This is a genomic window from Bacteroides eggerthii, assembly GCF_025146565.1.
Lineage (GTDB): Bacteria > Bacteroidota > Bacteroidia > Bacteroidales > Bacteroidaceae > Bacteroides > Bacteroides eggerthii.
The window spans coordinates 1428248-1451967 of the sequence record NZ_CP102258.1 but is presented as its reverse complement, the minus strand read 5'-3'; the positions used below and the strand labels follow the sequence as shown (position 1 = coordinate 1451967).

Annotated in this window: 21 protein-coding genes and 1 tRNA gene; 14 read left to right on the top strand and 8 right to left on the bottom strand. The window is 45.6% G+C overall.

What is annotated here, in order from left to right:
• Positions 1 to 4: 4 nt before the first annotated feature.
• Complete coding sequence (locus NQ546_RS05730) at positions 5 to 922, top strand: hypothetical protein (protein WP_004289079.1); 918 nt, start codon at positions 5 to 7, stop codon at positions 920 to 922.
• Positions 923 to 1568: 646 nt separating this feature from the next.
• Here the strand turns inward: NQ546_RS05730 and NQ546_RS05725 are convergent.
• On the bottom strand, positions 1569 to 3032 hold the full coding sequence (locus tag NQ546_RS05725) for an ATP-dependent DNA helicase (protein WP_004289078.1): 1464 nt from the start codon (positions 3030 to 3032) through the stop codon (positions 1569 to 1571).
• A gap of 95 nt (positions 3033 to 3127) precedes the next feature.
• Here NQ546_RS05725 and NQ546_RS05720 point away from each other — a divergent pair, with 95 nt between their 5' ends.
• Genes NQ546_RS05720 through rsmD form a run of 3 tightly spaced genes read left to right on the top strand, consistent with a single transcriptional unit; the run spans position 3128 to position 5145 of the window.
• Positions 3128 to 3814, top strand: coding sequence for a hypothetical protein (locus tag NQ546_RS05720; RefSeq protein WP_004289077.1), 687 nt, complete (start codon positions 3128 to 3130; stop codon positions 3812 to 3814).
• Between the two features lie 15 nt (positions 3815 to 3829).
• Entirely contained in the window at positions 3830 to 4609 is a 780-nt protein-coding gene (locus NQ546_RS05715; protein WP_004289076.1) for a DUF3822 family protein, read from the top strand.
• A complete protein-coding gene (rsmD, locus tag NQ546_RS05710) occupies positions 4600 to 5145 on the top strand; it encodes a 16S rRNA (guanine(966)-N(2))-methyltransferase RsmD (RefSeq protein WP_004289075.1) in 546 nt (181 codons plus the stop codon). The genes NQ546_RS05715 and rsmD overlap by 10 nt, the downstream gene beginning before the upstream one ends.
• Here rsmD and cls read toward each other — a convergent pair.
• The 3 genes from cls to NQ546_RS05695 all read right to left on the bottom strand — a co-directional run bounded on the left by cls (position 5140) and on the right by NQ546_RS05695 (position 10061).
• The gene (gene cls, locus NQ546_RS05705) at positions 5140 to 6579 is read right to left on the bottom strand and encodes a cardiolipin synthase (RefSeq protein WP_004289074.1); all 1440 of its coding nucleotides are present in this window, start codon (positions 6577 to 6579) and stop codon (positions 5140 to 5142) included. The genes rsmD and cls overlap by 6 nt on opposite strands.
• Positions 6580 to 6652: 73 nt before the next feature.
• Complete coding sequence (locus NQ546_RS05700) at positions 6653 to 9547, bottom strand: TonB-dependent receptor (protein ID WP_004289073.1); 2895 nt, start codon at positions 9545 to 9547, stop codon at positions 6653 to 6655.
• A gap of 100 nt (positions 9548 to 9647) precedes the next feature.
• Positions 9648 to 10061 (bottom strand): hypothetical protein, encoded by a 414-nt coding sequence (locus tag NQ546_RS05695; RefSeq protein ID WP_004289072.1) that lies wholly within the window; start codon positions 10059 to 10061, stop codon positions 9648 to 9650.
• Between the two features lie 193 nt (positions 10062 to 10254).
• Between NQ546_RS05695 and aroB the strand changes: the two genes are divergently transcribed.
• The 4 genes from aroB (at position 10255) to NQ546_RS05675 (ending at position 15837) form a co-directional block, all read left to right on the top strand.
• The gene (gene aroB, locus NQ546_RS05690) at positions 10255 to 11316 is read left to right on the top strand and encodes a 3-dehydroquinate synthase (RefSeq protein WP_004289071.1); all 1062 of its coding nucleotides are present in this window, start codon (positions 10255 to 10257) and stop codon (positions 11314 to 11316) included.
• A gap of 108 nt (positions 11317 to 11424) precedes the next feature.
• Positions 11425 to 11499: transfer RNA gene (locus NQ546_RS05685), tRNA-Pro, on the top strand.
• 215 nt (positions 11500 to 11714) lie between these two features.
• Positions 11715 to 12500: a TerB family tellurite resistance protein gene (locus NQ546_RS05680; RefSeq protein WP_004289070.1), complete on the top strand. Its 786-nt coding sequence runs from the start codon at positions 11715 to 11717 to the stop codon at positions 12498 to 12500.
• Positions 12501 to 12567: 67 nt separating this feature from the next.
• Positions 12568 to 15837, top strand: coding sequence for a S41 family peptidase (locus tag NQ546_RS05675; protein WP_004289069.1), 3270 nt, complete (start codon positions 12568 to 12570; stop codon positions 15835 to 15837).
• A gap of 121 nt (positions 15838 to 15958) precedes the next feature.
• Here the strand turns inward: NQ546_RS05675 and NQ546_RS05670 are convergent, their stop codons facing one another.
• A complete protein-coding gene (locus NQ546_RS05670; RefSeq protein WP_004289068.1) occupies positions 15959 to 16348 on the bottom strand; it encodes a DUF2721 domain-containing protein in 390 nt (129 codons plus the stop codon).
• Positions 16349 to 16457: 109 nt separating this feature from the next.
• On the opposite strand from NQ546_RS05670, the gene NQ546_RS05665 reads away from it, so the two are divergent.
• From NQ546_RS05665 to NQ546_RS05640, 6 genes are all read left to right on the top strand, one after another.
• Positions 16458 to 18053, top strand: a complete 1596-nt coding sequence (locus NQ546_RS05665) for an aspartate:alanine exchanger family transporter (protein WP_004289067.1) — start codon at positions 16458 to 16460, stop codon at positions 18051 to 18053.
• Positions 18054 to 18057: 4 nt separating this feature from the next.
• Positions 18058 to 19041 carry an aminodeoxychorismate synthase component I gene (locus NQ546_RS05660; protein WP_004289066.1) on the top strand — a complete coding sequence of 328 codons (984 nt, stop codon included), beginning with the start codon at positions 18058 to 18060 and terminating at the stop codon, positions 19039 to 19041.
• On the top strand, positions 19025 to 19651 hold the full coding sequence (locus NQ546_RS05655) for an aminotransferase class IV family protein (protein WP_004289065.1): 627 nt from the start codon (positions 19025 to 19027) through the stop codon (positions 19649 to 19651). The genes NQ546_RS05660 and NQ546_RS05655 overlap by 17 nt, the downstream gene beginning before the upstream one ends.
• Before the next feature lie 107 nt (positions 19652 to 19758).
• Entirely contained in the window at positions 19759 to 21033 is a 1275-nt protein-coding gene (locus tag NQ546_RS05650) for a 3-phosphoshikimate 1-carboxyvinyltransferase (RefSeq protein WP_004289063.1), read from the top strand.
• A 156-nt stretch (positions 21034 to 21189) separates the two neighbouring features.
• Complete coding sequence (locus tag NQ546_RS05645; RefSeq protein WP_004289062.1) at positions 21190 to 21612, top strand: hypothetical protein; 423 nt, start codon at positions 21190 to 21192, stop codon at positions 21610 to 21612.
• A gap of 4 nt (positions 21613 to 21616) precedes the next feature.
• Positions 21617 to 22444 (top strand): metal ABC transporter permease, encoded by an 828-nt coding sequence (locus NQ546_RS05640; RefSeq protein WP_004289061.1) that lies wholly within the window; start codon positions 21617 to 21619, stop codon positions 22442 to 22444.
• A gap of 126 nt (positions 22445 to 22570) precedes the next feature.
• Here the strand turns inward: NQ546_RS05640 and NQ546_RS05635 are convergent, their stop codons facing one another.
• The 3 genes from NQ546_RS05635 to NQ546_RS05625 all read right to left on the bottom strand — a co-directional run bounded on the left by NQ546_RS05635 (position 22571) and on the right by NQ546_RS05625 (position 23712).
• Positions 22571 to 22975 (bottom strand): HEPN domain-containing protein, encoded by a 405-nt coding sequence (locus NQ546_RS05635; protein ID WP_004289060.1) that lies wholly within the window; start codon positions 22973 to 22975, stop codon positions 22571 to 22573.
• A complete protein-coding gene (locus NQ546_RS05630; protein WP_004293736.1) occupies positions 22972 to 23286 on the bottom strand; it encodes a nucleotidyltransferase domain-containing protein in 315 nt (104 codons plus the stop codon). Before NQ546_RS05630 ends, NQ546_RS05635 begins: the two co-directional genes overlap by 4 nt.
• Before the next feature lie 204 nt (positions 23287 to 23490).
• Positions 23491 to 23712 carry a hypothetical protein gene (locus tag NQ546_RS05625; protein ID WP_004289057.1) on the bottom strand — a complete coding sequence of 74 codons (222 nt, stop codon included), beginning with the start codon at positions 23710 to 23712 and terminating at the stop codon, positions 23491 to 23493.
• Between the last annotated feature and the right edge of the window lie 8 nt (positions 23713 to 23720).

Sequence of the window (23720 nt, the reverse complement as noted above, 5' to 3'; positions counted from 1 at the left end):
GGTTATGAAAAAATTTATAAACAAGATCCTCCTAATAGCAGGAATCCTTATCACCTTAATACTGGCAATAACAATGCTTCCTATGGAACAAGACGGGTATTTACAAGCCTATAACAAGAAATGCCAACTGCTGGAAGACACGCCTTCTCCCCGAATCATCTTTGTCGGAGGCAGCAATTTAGCTTTCGGGTTAGACAGTCAACGAATAAAAGACTCGCTAAATATCAATGTGATTAACTATGGACTTCATGCCGGCATCGGACTGAAATATATGATTGATGACATATCCACCTATGCAAGAAAAGGTGACATTATTGTATTCGCTCCGGAATACGAACACTTCTATACAATAGCTTATGGAGAATCCGTAACCCTCACGCCCCTTATGGCAGTTACACATTGGGAAAAAATTAACTTACTGGATATAAGGCAATGGACAATTCTAATAGCCGGAATTCCACAATTAGCAAAAGAATGTTCTTTAATGCCCAAAATCAGAAGTTCCAAAGATTACAGTGTTTCAGGATTTAATGAATACGGAGACGAGACACAACATTGGACGTTAGAAAGCCCCGGAACCGGTAATGCCCAACCTATCAACGAAAGATTGGATGAACAGTTTGGTAAATATTTCACCAGTAAGATTAAGACTCTTCAAAAGACGTGCTCTGTATATGTCATTCCACCCATCTATGTAGAAAAAGGTTATCATGAAAATAAGAAAAAGATGTCGGAGGTTGAAGAGTTTCTCCAAAAGGAAGGATGCCCTTTTTTAGTAACACCGAAGGTGCACGTATTAAGTGACGAATATGCGTATGATACTTATTATCACATGAATCGTCAAGGGGTAGATAAATACACCTCCTTTATCATAGAAGAATTAAAGCCTTTGCTCAGACACAAACATGACAACTTTAAATAGACTGCCAGAAAATATGCAGATTATCCAAACAGATCGCAAAAGATTCTCTTTAGAAGAGCTGCAAAATAATTGCCCGAACACTTGACATCGCCTCCGGGATGTTGTATATTTGTATCGTCAATTTTTAGATACTTCAATTTTAAATTAGAATGAACGGAGAGGCATTGCTTCTCCGTTTTTATTTTCCCATAACTCTTCCCTATTTGAAATGACGTGCGTTTGCAGGGCAAACGACGCATGTTTGCTCCCCAAATGCCTCACCTTAACAGGCTAAATATCTGGAATTTGCGATGAAATTCCCTAAGGTTTTGGTAATTAGCATTGAGGTTTAGGATGCTAAAGTGCAAGATTACGGATGATGTATTCAGAGTTAACACATGATGCATTTAAGGCAAACAGATGATGTGTTCTACTCAAACAGACCATCTGTTTGGAAAGCAAAAACGGGAAGCCGAAGCCTCCCGTACATTAAACTTTCATAAATCTACTCTTGACAAAAATCATATCATCGTGTATACATCCACTGTTCTGCCTGATATACTTTGCAGCCTTCGGGCAATGCGACAGGAGAGAGTGCATTGTCTTTGATTTTAGCTGTTTCATATTTAGAAAATGCTTACAGTGAGGCAAATACTGCATCAAGTGTTTAAATAATTTGTTCAGTCGGATAATTTACCAGATACAACGTACCCGTAGCACGCGTAAAAGCAGTGTACAGCCAACGGAAATAATCCGGTGTCAGATATTCGTCCGTCATATACCCCTGGTCAAGAAAGACATTCTTCCACTGTCCCCCCTGCGCCTTATGGCAAGTTACGGCATAGGCATACTTCACCTGTAAAGCATTGTAATAAGGATCGGCTTTCATCTTCTTCATTCTTTCGCGCTTCATCGTAATATCGGCGTAATCTTCGAGGACAGTATAAAAAAGGCGGTCATTATCTGCTTTGGGTAAAGCAGGCGCATCGCTGTGCAAAGTATCCAACAGAAGATTCACCTCCAACTCAAGATCATTATAATCAGGAAAAGCCAGCATTACATCCGCAAAGCGAAAACCATATAGTTCACGCGTACGGCGTACACGACGTACTACGGCAGTTTCTCCATTGGCTATGAAGTCGGGAATTTGTGCCACCACTTCTTTCCTCTCTCCATTACGCAGCATGTCCGCTTGAAGCTGTTCCGTCCAAAAATAATTATTTTTCGCAACCATCAGCAAGTCTCCCGTATTCAGTTCGTCCTCCCTCCAAAGAATCTGGGCTCGAATACCATTATTATAAATATTTGTCCGCTTGTTGGAGCGGCACACCACAATCGTTTCATCCAACCCGTCATGATCGTAACATGCTTCAAGCGCATCTATCAATTCATTCCCCGGCAATACTTTAATATCCGCAAATCCCGTTACTTTTATCCTCGGCAACGCCCCGCATTCATCTTCGGCTATGAGCTGCCGCAAACGGGTGGCGTTCCACAGAATACCCGATTGCCGTTCCTGACGGACCACCTGTGTCAAATCCACCTCCTGTACTTCCAGCCCATATCCTTTCAGGGCATCAGCAAAAAGAGCCGGACTTTGCTCCTCACCCACCGGCGGAAGCTGTGCCGTATCGCCCATCAACAGAAGACGACATCCCACGCCGGAATAGACAAACTGCACCAAATCATCCAACAAACGTCCCGTACCGAATGACGAACCCGCCAACCCGTCATTGGAAATCATGGATGCCTCATCCACGATATACAAAGTATGAGTTGTCAAATTATCGTTCACCGAGAAATTACTTGTTTCATTAGAGAATGATTGCTGTCTATAAATTTTTTTATGAATTGTAAACGCCGGATGCCCCGCATAAGCAGAAAAAACTTTCGCCGCCCGTCCCGTCGGAGCCAGCAATATTGACTTTTGTTGCAACTGGTCCAATGTCTTGACCAAAGCGCCGACTAATGACGTTTTCCCCGTTCCGGCATAACCACGAAGCAGAAAAACCGCCTCGTTACAGGATGACAACAAGAACTCCGACAAAGATTTTATTGCAATTTCCTGCTCCGAAGTTGGTTGATAAGGAAAATTTTCCTTAATTTGCCTTTCTAAATAGTTATTTATCATTTTTGTAATAGAAAAAAGTAACGGGAACTGTCGTTTTTAAATTTATTTCTTTTATTTTTGCGGTGCGAATATAACAACTAAAAAACATATTTATCATGAAAACAGTATTTAATATCGTTTTAGGCTTATGTGCTCTGGTCTTAGTTTATATCTGCTATGCCAGTATCATGGGTCCTATAAACTTTGAAAAAGCCAAGAAGCACAGAGACGCAGCAGTTATCGCACGTCTGATCGACATTCGTAAAGCACAGTTGGAATATCGCGGTTTGCACAACCAGCAATATACTGCCAGCTTCGATACGTTGATTGACTTCGTAAAGAATCAGAAACTTCCGTTCATCTTCAAACAAGGAGAATTGGACGACAAACAGTTGGAAGACGGTTTGACAGAGAAGAAGGCTATCAATATCATCAATAAAGCCAAAAAGACCGGTAACTATGCAGAAGTAAAGAAGTGGGGATTGGAAAATTTCAAGCGTGACACCATGTGGGTAGCCGTATTGGATACTATTTTCCCGAAAGGCTTCAACGCAGATTCTATGAGATACGTTCCTTTTGGCAACGGTGCACAATTTGAAATGGCTATCAAAAACGATACAGCTAAATCTGGCGCTCCATTCTGTCTGCTCGAGGTTAAAACTCCGTATGATGTATATCTGAACGGTTTGGACAAGCAAGAAATTGCTAACCTGAAAGATCTTCAAACTAAGTTGGGCAAATACTCAGGCTTGATGATTGGTAGCTTGGAAACAGCTAACAACAACGCCGGTAACTGGGAATAATCCACCGACATACGTATGATAGAAACAACTGATTTTACAAAATCGGAACAATATACCTTATCCATCCGTCTCAGTACGGATGGATTTTCTTTTTCTATATTCAATCCTCTCGGCGACGGAGAGCTTTCTTTCCACGAACATGAGGTAGACACTTCTTTGTCCCTCACTGCCAATCTTAAACAAGCCTTCCGAGAAGTAGAATGGCTGAACCATTCTTTCCGTCGTGTCAATGTGCTCATGGCAAACAAGCGTTTTACGTTTATTCCGCTGGAGTTTTTCGAGGACGAGCAAACAGAGACCGTATTCTATCATAATCATCCCAAGCAAGACAATGAAGTTGTACAATACAACATCCTGCATAAAAACAACATAGTCGTACTGTTTGGCATGGACAAGAGCACCTGCTCCCTTTTGCGCGAGCAATATCCCGATATCCGTTTCTATTCGCAGGCAAGCCCGTTTATTGAGTATTTTGCAACCAAAAGTCGTTTAGGCAATTGCAGGAAAATGTACATACATCTGCGTAAAGAAGCCGTAGACATATATGCTTACGAACGCGGCCGGTTGATATTTGCCAATGCCTTTGCCTGTAAGGAGACCAACGACCGTATCTACTACATTCTCTATATATGGAAACAGCTCGGCATGGAGCAAGAACGTGACGAACTTCACCTCACAGGCGAACTGTCCAACAAGGAAGAGCTATTGCCCGAACTAAAAAAATTCATCCGGCAGGTATTCATCATGAATCCAGCCTATAATCTTGACCTACAAGCTATCAACCTATGCGAGTAATCAGCGGAATATACAAAAGAAGACGCTTTGACGTGCCTCACAGCTTCAAGGCACGCCCCACTACGGATTTTGCCAAAGAGAATCTATTCAATGTGTTATCCAACTACATAGACTTTGAAGAAGGCGTACGCGCCCTCGATTTGTTTGCCGGCACAGGAAGCATCAGTATTGAACTCGTATCCAGAGGTTGCGACCAAGTCATCAGCATAGAAAAAGACCGCGACCACTATGCTTTCATCTGCAAAATAATGCGTGAACTAAAGACCGACAAATGTCTGCCTGTCCGCGGTGATGTATTCAAGTACATACGAGGTGGCCGCGAACAGTTCGATTTCATCTTTGCCGACCCGCCTTATGAATTAAAAGGACTTGAGACTCTACCTGATCTGATCTTTGAAAATAACCTCTTAAAAGAAGAAGGTTTATTTGTATTAGAACATGGGAAGACCAATAACTTTGAAAGCCATCCTCATTTTATAGAAAGAAGAGTGTATGGCAGTGTCAATTTCTCCTTTTTCCAATTTTCCAAGTTATAAAAGCGGAGCCAGCAGACGTACCACGCTTTCTGCCGCTTTATGATACCAAGGACGTTTCGCCCAATTTTTGGAGAATACCTGTACACATTCCCGTTGGTCTTGCAAGAATATCTCACGCATTTGGAGAGCAGTTTCCGTATCATATATAAATGCATTCACCTCAAAGTTATGCTCAAAGCTTCGGAAATCCACGTTTGTAGAGCCCACAGTAGACAATTCATCATCCGACACCATCAATTTGGAATGCAGGAAACCTTTTTTATAGAAATATACTTTCACTCCTGCCCGCAGTGCCTCTGCCAAATAAGAACAAGAGCCTAAATGCGTCAGTCTGTTATCCGCGCGATAAGGAAGCATCAAACGCACGTCCACCCCAGCTAAAGCAGCTGTTTGCATAGCGACAGCAACGGCTTCCGTAGGCAAGAAGTAAGGAGTTTGTATGTAGAAATATTTCTTCGCTCCCGTTATGGCCATGCCAAGCCCCTGCATAATCTCTTTCCAAGGTCCTATCGGCTCACTTGTTACAATCTGCGCCAACGAAGTACCACAATTATCCACTTTCGGAAAATAACGGGCGGACGTAACTAATGTACGATCTACAAAATACCAGTCGAGCAAAAAGACAGTCTGCAAACCATGCACAGCCTTGCCTTCTAATAAAAGATGCGTATCACGCCAGATTCCCCAGGAAAAACCACGCATATAACGCTCTGCCAAATTCATACCGCCAATAAACCCGATGCGTCCGTCAATCACCACTATCTTACGGTGATTACGATAGTTCACTTTACTGGTAAACAAAGGGAAGCGCACTTTCAGAAAGCTACGCACCTCTACTCCTGCCTCACGCATCTGTTCGTAAAAGCGGTTAGGAACATGCCAACAGCCCACATCATCGTAAATAACACGTACTTCTACTCCCTGCCTTGCCTTATCTATCAACACATCGCGCACCATACGTCCGATAGCATCATCCTCAAAAATATAGAACTCCATATGAATATGCTTCGTAGCATTCTGTAACTCACGTAGCAAAGCTTGAAGCATGGAAAGCCCATGCGTATAGATTTCTACACGATTCCCGTCAAAAGGGAAAGCCTGATTTGTGTTGCGAAACAAAGAAATAAGACGGCTATAATTTACAGGAAGCGTGCACGAGTCCTGAGCAAGGTATTCAGCCATCGGTTTTTTCAACAGGCGGTTGTAGCTTTTCTTACCAATGACACGTACACGACGCTGACTACGACCGAAAAAGAAGTAAAGTACAAGCCCCACTAATGGCAAAAACATCAATATCAATATCCATGCCATCGTTTTTACCGGGTTACGGTTATCAAGAATGATAACCGTAATTGTTCCGATAATTGCGCCAAAATAGATTATATCAAATGCTACTGTGGCAACGAGGCCGGCTATGAAATTCCAATCAAACATACATCTGTCATAAAGAGCAAAACAAATGTATGAAAAATAGAGGAACTTTTGCGGCCTATTACATTGATTAACATTAGAACGGACGATGTCCTCTGCTAAATCCTCCCCGCTGCCCGCCAGGACCACCAGGGCCTCGGCCCATACTTTCGCGTGCGGACTTGCTGCCGAAAATATTCAGACGATAAATAAAGTGCAACATACAATAACTGTTGACGCCATTATAGGAAGACACCGAACGGGCATCTGCTGTCAGCGAACGGCTGATATTACTCTGCTGTTTCAGAATATCGTACATTTCAAAACTTACGGTAGCCGCCCCTTTCAGGAAAGACTGCGAAAGTTGAGCATTCCAGATCAGCTCATTGCGGTTCATGCTGCTATCTGTATAACCGCGACGGCTTTGATTGGTGATATTAGTGGAAATCGTCATCTTCCAAGGCATCGTTATATTGGTTAAAGCGCCGTAAGAAAAAGTATAAGGTTCTTGATTGTTTTCCGGACGCAGCTTGCTGCGTTCAGCAGTATAAGAGATAGAACCATTCAGCCCGAATTCAAACCAATCATTACGATAAGCTCCATTCAACCGTTCACCCAATGTAAGTCCGGTAGTGGTATTCTTGTCATCTATTTTGGTATCATTATTGTACAAGAAAGACACATTATTGGTGTAATTGATATTAGAGAACGAGTTAATGGTAAATTTCTTATTCTTTAATGCTGTATTGAACCCGAACATACCGAAAGCGCTCCAGTTTCCATTAATATTCTTAGGAGTCGTAATTCTTCCACCGGTCTGTTCATTATATACCGTACTGTTACTGATACTATTCTGCGTAGCCGAGAAGTTGACATGCGTCACTATACCACGCTGCAATTCTGCATTATACGTATTGTAGAAGAGACGCATACTATGCGTAAATGCAGGCTTCAAACCCGGATTACCCACTCTGACATTCAACGGGTTTGAGTTGTCGACGATAGGTAACAAGTTCTCCATACTTGGCTGACTGCTACGTCCGCGATACATAAACTGCAGCTGGCTCACCTTGGAGAAACGATAACGAAAATCAATATTCGGAGCAAAGTTGAACACATTGCGTGTCGTATCAATCATATAATCACCACGTTTATAGGACAGCGTCGAATGTTGAGGTTGGAAAGACATTCCTGCACTCAGTTGATACTTCTCTCGAATGAAGCGCAACGATACGGACGCGTCATGATTATAATATCTGTACTCCGCGTACTTACCCAAACTATCCACCGGATGTGTTTCATAACCGGGAGGCAGAGGCCCGTTGATGTCCCAATCGGGATAGCTCAACATATCAAACGTAGTTTTGTCACTCTCACTGTACTTATACTGAAACTGATAGCGGAACTGCAGGAAAGTAGCTCGCGCAATCGGTTCGCTGTATGTCAACTGAGCACTATAATTATAATTGTGTGTAGGAGTTGTGACATACTGGTTACGGTATAGTATGGAATCGCCTCCCAATATGCTCTGAATCTGGTAGTAACGCGTTTCAGACTGTGAATACTGGTCATTGTCGTTGTCACCATAGCTAAAGCGCCCACGAAAAGTAATGTTACGCCCCCGGTTATTCAACTTTCTATTCAGTTGCAAAGTAGCCTCCGTAGAGACGCTCTTGCTTTTGCTTAGAGAAGCATCATTTGTTGCATTGACACGAATATCCTCCAAAGGATCATCCGTCATCTGGTCAAAATTAAGAAAGTCGTTCGGATTGGTAACCAAGCTATACGGATCGGCATTGAATGTTCCGGACTCAGAACCGGAAGCATTATCAGTTTTTCCGTACGAAAAGTTCGGACGGAAAATGATGTTTGTCATAGAGTCCGGTTTCCACTCCAAACGAAAATTAGCATTAAAGTTTATATTCTTGTTTCTATTGACAGAATTAGAGTTGGAATATGAATTTCCATTTTGCAGGAAACGTTCGGAAGAATTGGTACTGATAATATCCGCCCCTCTGTAATTATACCGGGCACTACCGCCAATATCCAGTTTGGACGTCTCCGCAGCAAAGTTAGCACCTAATGTTTTTGTTGCCACCAAACCATTATTCCTGCGCCAGCGCGGACCACCTCCACCACCGGAGAACCCCTGATCGTTAACGTTATTCGCCGAACCGATTAAGGAGAACTTGGTTTTATCCACAAAATGATTCACCATCATGCGGGCCATATAACGGTCTTCCGTACCATAAGCAAGATCTGCATTACCGAACCATCCCCTGTTCATGCCCTTCTTCACAGTAAGGTCCAGCACTGTTTCTTCCTCACCGTCATCTATCCCGGTTATACGTGCCAGATCCGACTGTTTATCATAAGTTTTCAGTTTATCAATCATGTCGACAGGCAGATTTTTCAGGCCGGTCTTCACATCACCGCCAAAGAACTCCTTACCATCCACCATAATTTTCTTCAGTTCCTTACCGTTAATCTTCACATTACCATCATCATCAACTTCCGCTCCGGGAAGTTTTTTCACCAGTTCTTCCAGCATGGCACCTTCCGGTGTACGATAAGCAGTAGAGTTATACATCAACGTATCTTCCACCACCTGCACTTGCGGTGCTTCAGCAGTAACTACTGCTTCGGCAAGCATAATAGCATCCGTTTCGAGTGTCACTGTACCCACATTTTTATTGAGTACATTGGCGTAGAGATGTAAAGGAATAAACTTATTCTTAAAACCGATGTAGGAAACTTTCAAAACATACTTTCCGGCACTCACTTTGGGTAAAGTGAAGCGGCCATTTCCGGTAGTAGCAACACCGGCAGCATAAGCACTGTCCGGTAATGATAATAATTGAATAGTAGCTTGTACCGCTGGTTCGTTCGTATCCTCAACCACGCGGCCGGATACGGTAATGTTTTTTGTTTGTGAGAATACAGAAAATGTAGTTGCAAGCAACAACATCGCTCCGGTGATAAATCTTTTCATGCCCTGTCTTCTAAATAATCAACAATGTTTATTTGTTACTGCTTCATTTGACAAACTTACGGGCAAAAGGTTTAACGCCTTACAGATTGATTTTACTTAATTATCGATTATTTCGTTTAAACAACCGATCAACAGTCGCTTTTTTTATACCAAATTCAAGGCAAAGAACATTCATTATCAGGAATATCAGGAAAGAAGAAGAGTCTACGGACAAGAGATCACCTTGTGCCACCCGATAAAGCATGCCGCCAAAAATAAAAAGTACAGTCAGGAATATCGCATTCCTTGTGGCCTTATTTCGTATTTCTTCCACTTCTTTACATTCTCCTTTTGTCAAAGCGAATATTATCATCAATGCTCCCAACATCATCAGAAGTTTGGAACATTCTTTATAAAACAACAAATTAGCATCCGTTACTTTGCCCATCATCATCATTAAGAACGGAAGGAACAAGGCTAACGCAATTACAAAATATCCAAGCGGGCGACAGTACACAGGAAGTAAAGCTTTCATTTTCTTAATTACAAATTACAGACTACAAATTACCAAATAGCGGAATGCAGATAGAGAAGTATCTTACAAATCCATGTATTTTTGGAGACAAAGATAACGTTTTATTGTTGAAAGAACTATCTTTGTAGCACAATAAATAAAGGGAGTCCTCTTCCCTTTAGTAATTTGTAACTTATAATTTGTAATTGACCAAATGAGTAAACTAGAAGTAATTCTTTGTGAGAGTCTGGAAAACAGCCTAGCAGAAGCCATCGAAAAGTGTCCTCATGACAGGCTTTTTATCCTTACCGACGAACATACCCACCGTCTTTGCTTGCCACAGCTGCAAAATATTCCTGCAATACAGGATGCAACTGAAATCATTATCGGTGCAGAAGATGTACACAAAAATCTGGAAACTCTGGCTTCCGTATGGCAAGCCCTAAGCGAACAGGGAGCCACCCGCCATTCACTGTTAATAAATTTGGGTGGAGGCATGGTGACCGACCTCGGCGGTTTTGCCGCCGCCACCTTCAAGCGTGGAATAGCGTATATCAATATCCCCACTACCCTACTTTCCATGGTAGACGCCTCAGTAGGCGGAAAAACAGGCATAAACTTCAATGGACTGAAAAATGAGATCGGCGTCTTTGCTCCTGCCTCCAGTGTGCTGTTGGAAACAGAGTTTCTACGCAGCCTCGATGCTCATAATTTCTTCTCCGGCTATGCAGAAATGCTGAAGCATGGTCTCATCAGTACTCCCGAACACCTCACAGAATTATTATCTTTCGATACGGAACAAATAGATTATGCCGCCCTCAAAGCAATGGTCGGCCGTTCTGTTCAAGTGAAAGAGAATATTGTAGAACAAGACCCCAAAGAACATGGCATACGCAAGGCACTTAACCTCGGTCATACCATAGGACATGCTTTTGAGAGCCTTGCTTTAGCAGAGAATCGTCCGGTGCTACATGGCTATGCCGTAGCCTGGGGAATTGTATGTGAGCTTTACCTCTCACACATAAAAACAGGCTTTCCAAAAGAGAAAATGCGCCAGACCATTCAATTTATCAAAGAGAATTACGGAGCCTTTGCCTTCAACTGTAAACAATACGACCGTCTCTACGAACTAATGCTGCACGACAAGAAAAATACTGCCGGCATCATCAACTTTACTCTGCTCAAAGAAGTAGGCGATATATGTCTGAACCAAACAGCAGATAAGGAAACTATTTTTGAAGTATTAGACTTTTATCGGGAATGTATGGGTATATAAGTACCTTGATTAGTGTAAAGAGTATAAAGAAGTTGCAAAATAAAGAAACAAAAAACCACAGAAATATTTGCTATTTAAAAATAAAGCACTACTTTTGCATCCGCAATTCGGGGTGTAGCTCAGCCCGGTTAGAGTACGCGTCTGGGGGGCGTGTGGTCGCTGGTTCGAATCCAGTCACCCCGACTGGTGAATATCAAGGAGTTAAGTCATTGGCTTAACTCCTTTTCATTTATGGCGATTACTTTTCTATCACACTTTTAGCTCTTATTCCCATACCCTTGCCAATAAACAATGGGAAGCGAAAATGAGAAATACAAACCGTTTATCAAACATAAATCCATATATCAGTATCTTATTTAGGTAAGAATAGTTACTTTTGCAAAGTAAAAAACTAAATTATGGGAGCAGGAAAGTGGATTGGTGGTATCATCGGTTTTATGGCAGGTGGACCACTCGGCGCATTAGCCGGATATGCATTGGGTTCGCTGATAGACTTCGGCAGTAACCCTGCAAATGATACGACAGCCTACGGCAACGAACATACAAAAGAAGATGTGTTTGCCGGCCAGCGGAATAGTTTTCTTTTCTCAATGTTGGTAATGGCGTCGTATATCATACGGGCGGACGGACGCATTATGCATAGTGAAATGGAGTACGTCCGCAATTTCTTACGGACAAACTTCGGCGTTGCGGCAGTCGGTGAGGGCGAACGGATACTGCTCAACCTCTTTGAGCAGCGTAAACGCATGGACATGCAGAACCCTCTTACATTCAAGAATACAATCCGCGATTGCGGCATGCAGATTGCAGCTAATCTGACATACGAGGAACGCTTGCAACTACTGGGATTTCTTGCCAACATAGCCCGGAGCGACAACAATGTCTGCCGCGAAGAAATTGAAGCGCTGAAAGAAGTGGCAGCCTATATGGGATTGTCCGAAAAAGAAGTGGAATCGATGCTCAACTTAGGTGGCAACTCATTAGACGCAGCCTACAAAGTACTGGAAATAGACCCCACTGCCACTGATGAAGAAGTGCGTGCCACATATCGCAAATTAGTATTGAAGCACCACCCCGACCGGGTAGCCACATTGGGAGAAGACATCAAGCGTGCTGCCGAAGAGAAATTACAAAGCATCAACAATGCCAAAGAAATTATCTATAAAGCAAGAGGAATGAAATAATTATCATAAAAACTCTTCCAAACAATATCCTAATTATAAACCCAAAGCTCAATAGAACCACACCTTTATGAAGAAGATATTCGTCTACCTCACATTGGGTTTCACCACCCTTACCAGCTATGCGGCAACTCCTCTTTGGATGCGCGACATACAAATCTCTCCTGACGGTACAGAAATAGCTTTCTGTTACAAAGGAGATATCTACAAAGTTCCGGCAAAAGGCGGTGCCGCCACGCAGCTCACGACACAGGATTCCTATGAGTCCAACCCCATCTGGTCACCCGACGGCAGACAGATAGCATTTGCCAGCGACCGATATGGCAATTTCGACGTATTCGTAATGCCCGCTAACGGTGGAGCCGCCCAGCGTCTGACTACCAACTCCACAGGAGAAACCCCGTCCGCATTTACACCGGACGGTAAATATATCCTTTTCTCGGCAGCCATTCAAGATCCTGTTGAAAGCGCTTTATTTCCTCGTTCTGCCATGACCGAACTCTACAAAGTTCCTGTAACCGGCGGCCGCACCGAACAAGTCTTGGGTACACCCGCCGAAGCAATCTGTTTTGACAAATCGGGTAACCTTTTCTTCTACCAAGACCAAAAAGGATTTGAAGACCAATGGAGGAAACACCACACATCATCCATAACCCGCGACATATGGACGTATGACACCCGTACAGGCAAACACAGTAATCTCACCCGGCACGCTGGTGAAGACCGCAACCCCATTCTTGCGCCGGACGGACAAACGTTGTACTTTCTGAGCGAACGTAATGGCGGTTCATTCAATGTATATGCCTTTCCGCTTGCCCAACCGGAATCCGTAAAGGCAGTAACGGATTTCAAAACCCACCCCGTCCGTTTCCTCTCCATGAGCAATAACGGAACCTTATGTTATGGCTATGACGGCGAAATATATACGCAGCAAGGTGGTTCGGCTCCACAAAAAGTTCAAATTGAAATCACTCGTGATGATCCGTCGCAAGTGGAATATCTGAATTATACCAACGGAGCAACCTCAGCCACCGTTTCACCGGATGGCAAACAGATAGGATTCATCATACGTGGCGAGGTATTCGTTACCTCTGCAGACTATGCCACTACCAAGCAAATCACCCGTACCCCCGCCAACGAAAGCGGCTTGTCTTTTGCTCCGGACAACCGTACTCTGGCTTATGCCAGCGAGCGTAACGGTAACTGGCAGTTGTACCTTGCCAAAATAGCCCGCAAGGAAGATCCCAATTTTCCCAACGCCACTATCATTAAAGAAGAGGTGCTGCTGCCTTCTACCACCGTTGAGCGCGCCTGCCCCCAGTTCTCACCGGACGGCAAGGAACTTGCCTTCATCGAAGACCGCATCCGGCTGATGGTACTCAATCTCGAAACAAAGAAAGTACGCCAAATAACCGACGGCTCCACCTGGTACAGTACAAATGGCGAGTTCAGCTATGCGTGGTCGCCGGACAGCAAATGGTTCACTCTCGAATTTATCGGCAACAAACATGACCCTTACTCCGACATAGGACTTGTCAGCGCACAAGGCAACAGTCCCATCATTAACCTGACCAACAGCGGTTACATGAGTGGTTCGCCTCGCTTTGCGCTTGACGGCAATGCAATCCTGTTCAAAACAGAGCGTTACGGTATGCGTGCCCATGCCTCATGGGGATCACAAGACGATGCTATGCTTATTTTCCTCAATCAAGATGCTTACGACAAATATTGCTTGAGTAAAGAAGACTATGAGCTACGCAAGGAATTGGAAGCCGAACAGAAAAAAGCACAAGGTAAGGATGCCGGAAAAGACAAGAAAAAGAGTCAGAAAGATACAGGAAAAGATAAAGCCGATGATGATTCTCCTCAAGTGAAAGATATCATTGTGGAACTGAAAAACCTTGAAGACCGCATCGTACGCCTCACCCCTAACTCTTCGGATATGGGAAGCGTCATTATCTCCAAAGATGGTGAAACCCTCTATTACCTTGCCGCCTTTGAAGACGGATACGACCTTTGGAAAATGGACCTTCGCAAGAAAGAAACCCGGTTGCTCCACAAAATGGATGCCGGTTGGGCTTCTATGGAAATGGACAAAAGCGGCAAGAATCTCTTCCTGTTAGGCGGCAAAGCCATGCAGAAAATGGATGTGGCGTCCAATGAATTAAAGCCGGTCAACTATCAGGCACAAGTAAAAATGGATCTGGCAGCAGAGCGTGAATACATGTTCGACCATGTATATAAACAGCAACAGAAACGTTTCTACAACACCAATATGCACAACGTGGATTGGGACTCCATGAGTGCCGCTTACCGTAAATTCCTGCCTCACATCAACAACAATTACGATTTTGCCGAATTACTGAGCGAGTGGCTGGGCGAATTGAACGTATCACATACCGGCGGCCGCTACTACCCGACGGGACAAAGCGAACCGACAGCCAGTCTGGGACTGCTTTTTGACTGGAACTACCGGGGCAAAGGCATGCGCATCGCCGAGGTTCTCGAAAAAGGCCCGTTCGATAATGCCAATACAAAAGCGGCAACAGGCATTGTCATCGAAAAGATTGACGGTACGGAAATTACTCCAGAAATGGATTACTACACATTGTTGAACGACAAGGCCAAGAAGAAAACCCTCGTTTCACTGTACAATCCGCAGACCAAAGAACGCTGGGAAGAAGTTGTAATCCCGATAAGCAACAGCATGCTCAGCACCCTGCTCTATACCCGCTGGGTGAAACAGCGTGCGGCCGATGTAGATAAATGGTCCAACGGCCGTCTCGGATATGTCCACATAGAGTCGATGGGCGACGATAGTTTCCGTTCCGTCTACTCGGACATATTGGGCAAATACAACAATCGCGAGGGAATTATCATCGACACCCGCTTCAACGGGGGTGGCCGCCTGCACGAAGATATTGAGATTTTATTCAGCGGCAAGAAATACTTTACACAAGTAATCCGCGGTCGCGAGGCTTGCGATATGCCCAGCCGCCGCTGGAACAAGCCATCTATCATGCTGACATGCGAAGCCAACTATTCCAATGCACATGGCACACCATGGGTATATCGCCACCGGAATATCGGCAAACTGGTAGGCATGCCGGTTCCGGGCACGATGACCAGCGTATCATGGGAACGTCTGCAAGATCCCTCCCTCGTTTTCGGTATCCCTGTTGTAGGCTACCGTTTGCCAGACAACAGCTATTTGGAAAACAGCCAGTTAGAGCCAGACATCAAAGTTGCCAATTCACCCGAAACGATTGTAAAAGGTGAAGACACCCAACTAAAGGTTGCTGTGGAGGAACTGCTGAAAGAGCTGGAATCTGTTTTGTGAGAGCAAAGCCTTCCCCCTACGCAGAACAAAAAATCATCTCACGAGAGGAAATAAAGAATCTCGTGAGATGAAATAATTCGTTCCGCAAATTCATTCCGTAAAAAGGAGAAAAGTATTCCTGTTAATCGTCCATATCATTCAGATGTATCTCTAACGCTTTCACCGAGATATAAATCTCATACACCGAAATAGCAAGCGAAATGATCAGCAATATCAGTGCAAAGCCGAAAATATAGACCGATGCAAGATAAAGCTGAATATAGATGAAGAACATGCTGACTACACACAGCAACAAGCTTGCTATGCCCGTCACCTGCATGGCACGCGTCAAATACAGCCGTTTACGCAAGTTGGCGATCTGTGCGGCGGTCACAGACGAATGGCTTTTCTGGTGCTGTTCCTTCAAAGCACGCACAAGGCCTGCATACGACAGGAAGCGATTGGTATACGCCAACATAATCAAAGATATTGCCGAAAACAGCAAAGCGGGGGTAGTCAAATCTATTTCCATAAGGCTAATTCCTTTAAATCTTTAGTAACTGCAAAGATAAATAATACTTTCTCTATCTAACTTTTTTCCATTACCTTTGTTCCCTCAAAAAGACTAATTCATCAAGCTTATGTTTACTGACCTTCTTAATTCCTCCTATTTCGCCCTTTTCCTTATCGTGGCATTGGGCTTCATGCTGGGAAGAATCAAAATCAAAGGACTATCCCTCGATGTTTCCGCAGTAATCTTCATCGCCCTGCTTTTCGGGCATTTCGGTGTAATCATCCCTAAGGAGCTGGGCAACTTCGGACTCGTATTATTCATATTCACCATCGGCATACAAGCAGGTCCCGGTTTCTTCGACTCTTTCCGGAGCAAAGGGAAAACACTCATAATCATTACCCTGCTGATAATCTGTTCCGCCTCTTTGACGGCAATAGGGCTGAAATATGCTTTCGACATTGATACGCCGAGCGTGGTAGGGCTGATAGCCGGCGCTCTCACCAGTACGCCGGGACTCGCTGTTGCCATCGACAGCACCCATTCACCGCTGGCATCCATAGCCTACGGCATCGCTTACCCATTCGGAGTGATCGGCGTCATCTTGTTTGTAAAGCTGTTGCCCCGCATCATGCACATCGACCTTGAACAGGAAGCCCGCCGTCTGGAAAAAGAACGCCGCGGGCAGTACCCCGAACTGACCACCTGTATCTATCGTGTCACCAACCCCGTCGTCTTCGGCCGCACTTTAATGCAAATCAATGCCCGGGCCATGACCGGTGCAGTAATCTCCCGCCACAAACACGAAGGGCAAATCTCCATCCCAACTGCACATACCGTACTCCACGAAAACGACTATATACAGGCTGTCGGCAGTGACGAAGCCCTGACCCAGCTTGCCACTCTGGTTGGCGAACGCGAAGAAGGCGAACTTCCACTGAGCCATACTCAAGAGATAGAATCTTTGCTCCTAACCAAGAAAGATATGATAAACAAGCAGTTGGGCGATCTGAATCTGATGAAGAACTTCGGCTGTACCGTAACCCGCATCCGCCGAAGCGGCATCGACCTTTCGCCCTCACCCGACCTCGCACTGAAATTCGGAGACAAGTTAATGGTGGTCGGTGAGAAAGAAGGCCTGAAAGGCCTTGCACGCCTGTTGGGCAACAATGCCAAGAAGCTATCCGATACAGATTTCTTCCCGATTGCAATGGGCATTGTGCTTGGGGTATTGTTCGGCAAACTGAATATATCTTTCCCCGGCGGTTTGTCGTTCTCGCCGGGCCTAACGGGCGGCATACTGATAGTCGCCTTGTTTCTCAGCGCCGTTGGCAAAACAGGGCCTGTCATCTGGTCTATGTCAGGGCCCGCCAACCAACTGCTGCGGCAACTGGGACTCCTGCTTTTCCTTGCCGAAGTGGGTACATCCGCCGGAAAGAATCTGGTAGCCACTTTTCAGGAGAGCGGTTGGCTCTTGTTTGGAGTAGGCGCAGCCATTACATTGCTCCCCATGTTGATAGCAGTGGTCGTGGGCAGGTTGGTCTTCAAAATCAGTATTCTCGACTTGCTGGGAACCATTACCGGTGGCATGACGAGTACTCCCGGCTTGGCAGCCGCAGACTCCATGACAGACAGCAATATTCCAAGCGTGGCCTATGCAACGGTCTACCCCATTGCAATGGTCTTCCTCATACTGTCCATTCAAATTATTGCAACGGTGATTTAGGGCGATGAAAGCGTTGGACAAAGAAACAGCCATCGCCCGGATGAACACATTCGGGCGTAAAGACATTCCTTTTTTGTTTATCATTGACTATACGCAAGAATGTTCCTACGTTGAAGCTCTTGACAAGATAGACGCCTCCGCCTGCCTTTACCAATTCAGAGGTACGGGCAATGCCCCCATTGCGGACACCCGATATGCCGGGCCGACGAACTGGGAATTCACTCCCCCGTCACCTGCCGCTTACCGCCATTCTTTCGACATCGTAAAGCAGAACTTGCTGGCCGGCAACAGCTACCTGACCAATCTGACATGCAAAGTGCCTCTCCGTACCAACCTTGCGCTAAAGGACATTTTCCTATATTCCCATGCCCTGTACAAACTATGGCTGAAAGACAGCTTCGTCTGCTTCTCACCCGAAATATTCGTCCGCATGGAAGAAGGGAAAATCAAGTCCTTCCCCATGAAAGGGACAATTGACGCCACACTGCCGCATGCCGAAGCAATACTGCTGGACGATGCCAAAGAAGCCGCCGAACACGCTACGATCGTCGACCTGATACGCAACGACCTCAGCATGGTTTCCGAACATGTCACCGTTACGTCCTATCGCTACATAGACCGTCTGCAAACCAACAAGGGGCCTATTCTGCAAACAAGTTCCGAAATCTGCGGTAACCTTCCCCATGATTATACAAAGCGGCTCGGCGACATCCTTTTCAAGCTATTGCCGGCCGGCTCCATAACCGGCGCTCCCAAACCGCGCACCATGCAAATCATTGCCGAAGCGGAAGGCTACGAACGAGGTTTCTACACCGGGGTCATGGGCTGCTATGCCGGCGGACGGCTGGACAGCGCCGTTATGATACGCTTCATCGAACAGGAGAACGGTCAACTCTATTTCAAAGCCGGCGGCGGTATCACCGCCCAAAGCCGTTGGGAAAGCGAATACAATGAAGTAAAACAGAAAATATATGTGCCAATTTATTGAAACAATACGCATAGACAGCGGTGAAGCCCGTAATCTGACCTACCACGAACAAAGGCTGAATGACACCCGCAACCACTTCTGGCCCGGCAGCCATGCGCTGCAACTGGCGGACTTCCTGCCCCCCGTTCCCGAAAGCGGCATACACAAGTTACGTATCGTCTACGGTCAAGACGGCATCGAAGATGTGACCTGCACGCCCTATCTCCTCCGCCCCATCCGTTCACTGGCATTGATACAGGCAGACGACATCAGCTACACCTACAAAAGCACCGACCGCCAAGTCCTCGACCGATTGTTTGCACAGCGCGGCTCTTGCGACGACATACTGATTGTCCGCCGGCATCTGCTCACCGACACCAGCATTGCCAACATCGCCCTTTTTGACGGCAAACACTGGCACACTCCCCAATCTCCCCTGCTGAAAGGGACTAAACGTGCAGAACTGTTAGACAAAGGAATCCTCTCTGAAAGGAAAATACACGTAGAAGACATCCCGTCCTACTCCACCGTCCGTCTCTTCAATGCGATGATAGATTGGGGTGAACTGGAGCTTCCTGCCGTTTGCCTTCATTCAGCATTCCGGACACCCCATTCCCCGTTGCAGAAATAGGTTGCCGGGGGAAATGTAGGACGAACAACTTCCATTTCCCAAAGATTTGTTTTACTTTTGCACCGGAATATGAAATTCCTTACCACCATAATTTAACGAATACAACTATGCGTTACACCGTTTCCGCTCCCGATGCCCCGCTGCATGCCGGTATCCAACTCCCGGCATCCAAAAGTATCAGTAACCGCGCACTTATCCTGCACGCTCTTGCCCATGGCAAACAAACGCTCCACAACCTGAGCGATTGCGACGACACCCGCGTCATGGTACGTGCACTGCAAGGCAGTCCGGAGCATATAGACATTATGGCAGCCGGGACAGCCATGCGCTTCCTCACCGCCTATCTTAGTGTAACCCCCGGCGCTCGTGTCATCACCGGCACGCAACGTATGCAGCAACGCCCCATCCGCATTTTGGTAGATGCCCTGCGCCAACTCGGCGCAGACATCAAATACACAGCCAATGAAGGTTTCCCGCCTCTGCACATCACAGGCTCGGAATTGCAAGGCAATGAAATATCCCTCGCCGGAAACGTCAGTTCACAATATATCTCCGCCCTGCTGATGATAGGTGCAGTCCTTCCCAAAGGCCTGCACCTGCATCTTACAGGCAACATCATTTCACGCCCCTATATCAACCTCACCCTCCAACTGATACATGACTTTGGAGGAGATGCCCAATGGAGCGCCGAAAACACCATTACTGTCCATCCGGGCGGCTACCAAGATGTTCCTTTTACCGTAGAGAGTGATTGGAGCGCCGCATCTTACTGGTACCAGATACTGGCGCTGAGGGGAAATGAAAAACGAAGAATGAAGAATGAAGAATCTCTGAAGAGTTATGAAGAGGAAACGATAGAGCTGTCCGGGCTGTTCCCACACAGTTATCAGGGTGACAGCCGCGGTGCGGAGATTTTCTCCCGGCTCGGTGTGCATACCGAATATACGGAGAGAGGCGTACGGCTGACTCTCACAGGCACCCCCGTTACCCGTCTCGAAGAAGATATGGTAGACATTCCCGACCTTGCACAAACCTTTGTCGTGACCTGCTGCCTGATGAATATCCCTTTCCGTTTCACCGGTTTGCAAAGTCTCAAAATAAAGGAGACCGACCGTATCACCGCCCTCATCACCGAACTGCACAAATTAGGCTATGCGGTGCGTTCCGAACAGGACAGCATCCTGCTATGGAATGGAGAACGCTGTCCGGCAGAGAGCGCTCCCCTTATCGCTACCTACGAAGACCACCGCATGGCAATGGCGTTTGCTCCTGCCTGCATCACATTGCCGCAGCTAATGATTGATGAACCTCAGGTGGTATCCAAATCCTATCCGGGCTATTGGGAAGATTTAAAGAAAGCGGGCTTTACTGTCTGTCATTAGTATCGTCCAAAACGCCTCTTTATTTCTTTCATTAAGACATGGCCAAAGGACACCGCGCCAAAGAATCTCCTTTCTGCATGACGGCAGATACGAAAACAATATGTATCTTTGTCCGTTCTATTTTATAAGGACAGTTTTTTCAAGGAAAGAGAACATATGTGGATACTGATTATTAGCCTGATTGCCCTTGCCGTCATAGCCGCCATAGCGGGAATAGTACGCAACCGCAAACTTCAAAAGAAGATTGATAATGGCGAACTGGACGCCATGCCCGAAGTGCAGGAAGTAGACATTGAATGTTGCGGCCAGCACGAAGTATGCGAGAAAGAAAGCCTGCTCGCCGCTGTCAGCAAGAAAATAGAATATTATGACGACGAGGAACTTGACAAGTACATCGGAACCGCTGCCGACCGGTACACTCCCGAACAAGAAGAAGAATTCCGCGATGTCTTCTACACCATGCAGTCCGAAGATGTAGCGGGCTGGGTACGCAGCCTGCAACTGCGCGGCATCGCACTGCCGGACAACATAAAGGATGAAGTATTCCTGATAGTAGGAGAAAGACGGGAAAATCACTAAACACATGGAACTTTTACAATATACTTTCTTTCAACATGCCCTGATCGGCAGCCTGCTGGCAAGCATTGTCTGTGGAATTATCGGTACATACATCGTTACCCGGCGTTTGGTATTTATCAGCGGCGGGCTGACACATGCTTCTTTTGGCGGCATAGGAATGGGATTGTATATGGGAATCTCACCGATTCTTTCAGCCGCTGTCTTTTCGGTATTGTCGGCCTTCGGCGTAGAATGGCTCAGCAGGCGGAAGGACATGCGCGAGGACTCTGCCATTGCAGTCTTCTGGACGTTGGGCATGGCATTGGGCATCATTTTCACTTTCTTATCTCCAGGATTCGCTCCCGACCTTTCCGCTTATCTGTTTGGAAACATCCTGACTATTACATTGAGCGACATCGCCTTGCTGGGCGGACTGGCAATACTGCTTATCTTATTTTTCTCGCTTTTTTTGCACCCGATAATATACGTAGCGTTCGACCGCGAGTTTGCCCGTTCGCAAGGAATTCCGACACAGGCTTTTGAGTACATACTGATGATGTTCATCGCACTGACGATTGTAGCCTGCTTACGAATGGTGGGCATCGTGCTGGTAATCTCATTACTGACGATTCCGCAAATGACCGCCAATCTCTTCTCACACAGGTTCCACCGCATCATTTGGCTGTCCATTGGCATAGGCTACCTTAGCTGTCTGGGCGGGTTGCTCATTTCCTATTATCTCAATGTCCCTTCGGGAGCAGCTATAATCTTCTTCTCCATTATCATTTATGCAATCTGCAAAGGAGGAAAAAGTGTTTGGAGCAGCAAAATAAAGATGCTGCCCTTCTTTTGATTTGTGTCTGATAACTTTGCCTTTCCTGTAAGATTGCCCCAATATCATTCTTTTGGAAAAGATACTCGGGGAGCGGCGGATGACAAATCTGCCGGGACGGGAATAACTATCATCAATGTACTGTCCTTACTCTTTCAGCAAAACTCCGACCGCCTCAATAAAATCCGTCGCTTTAGGCAGCAATTCATCTATTTCTTCTTCACTTGAATAAGCGAAATCATCATAATCGCTGCTATGCCGACGTTCGAAAAGGAGAGAGAAACATCGTCCTAACTCGCGCGACAAACGACCGGTAGCTACAAAATGCAATCCTAACATCTGCTTGACACCTGCATGGGTGCCCGGATTTAACTCATGCTTGATGAGCAGAGCGACTGCGGCATAATAGCAGGCATAATAAAGACGGTTGACCGCCGTATTATAATATCCCTGTTGCTTCAGATAAGGTATTTCTTTCAGTGTTTCTTCTGCACGCTGAAAACGGTAAGCAGCCAATGCCTCAATATTTTCACGATCCAACCGCTCTTTCATAGCACAATCCCTTCCTTCATTACATTGAAAATAAAAGGGGTCTGGAAAGGACGGTTCTCCCAAATCTTCTTCAGTAGGACACGTGCGTTTATCTGCACGCCGGTTTCTATTTCGATGTCGTAAAGCGGAGCAATAATGCGATCCTCTTCCTTAACGGTCAATTCATTTCCATCAACCAATATCAACAAATCAATATCGCTGTCGGGACGGGCTTCCCCACGTGCTTCACTTCCATACAGAATGGCTTGTGCGTCCGGAACTACCTGAGCCAAAGCCTTGCGTATCTGTTCTACAATTTGCGGACGTTTCATATTCTTTGCTTTTTTATTTGCGAACAAAGTTAAGCAAAAGAACCGGAAAGTCAAGAAATAGAGTTACTTATTCCCGTATTATTTTCCAGTACGTCAAAGAACGTTTTTATTTATTTTCAATCGGATTTGCAATCCTTATACTCGAAAGCGGCGGATGACACATCCGCCGGGACGGGAAAAAAAGGGGGGGGGATGAAGGAGGATTTATCTGAGGTACTTCCGGTTTACATCTTCCAGCACTTGCATCTGCCCGATGGCTATCCGGTTGAGCCGCACGAGGCGTTCGTGCTGCAGGGTGACTTCATATTCTTTCACGCTGATTTTGAAACTGTTCAATCCTGCCTGGTTTCTAATTGTGGCGAATTCGCCATAATTAAAATCCGGATTATATAAACGCTCCCAAATATATTTTTCTAACGCAGTCATAGGACTTT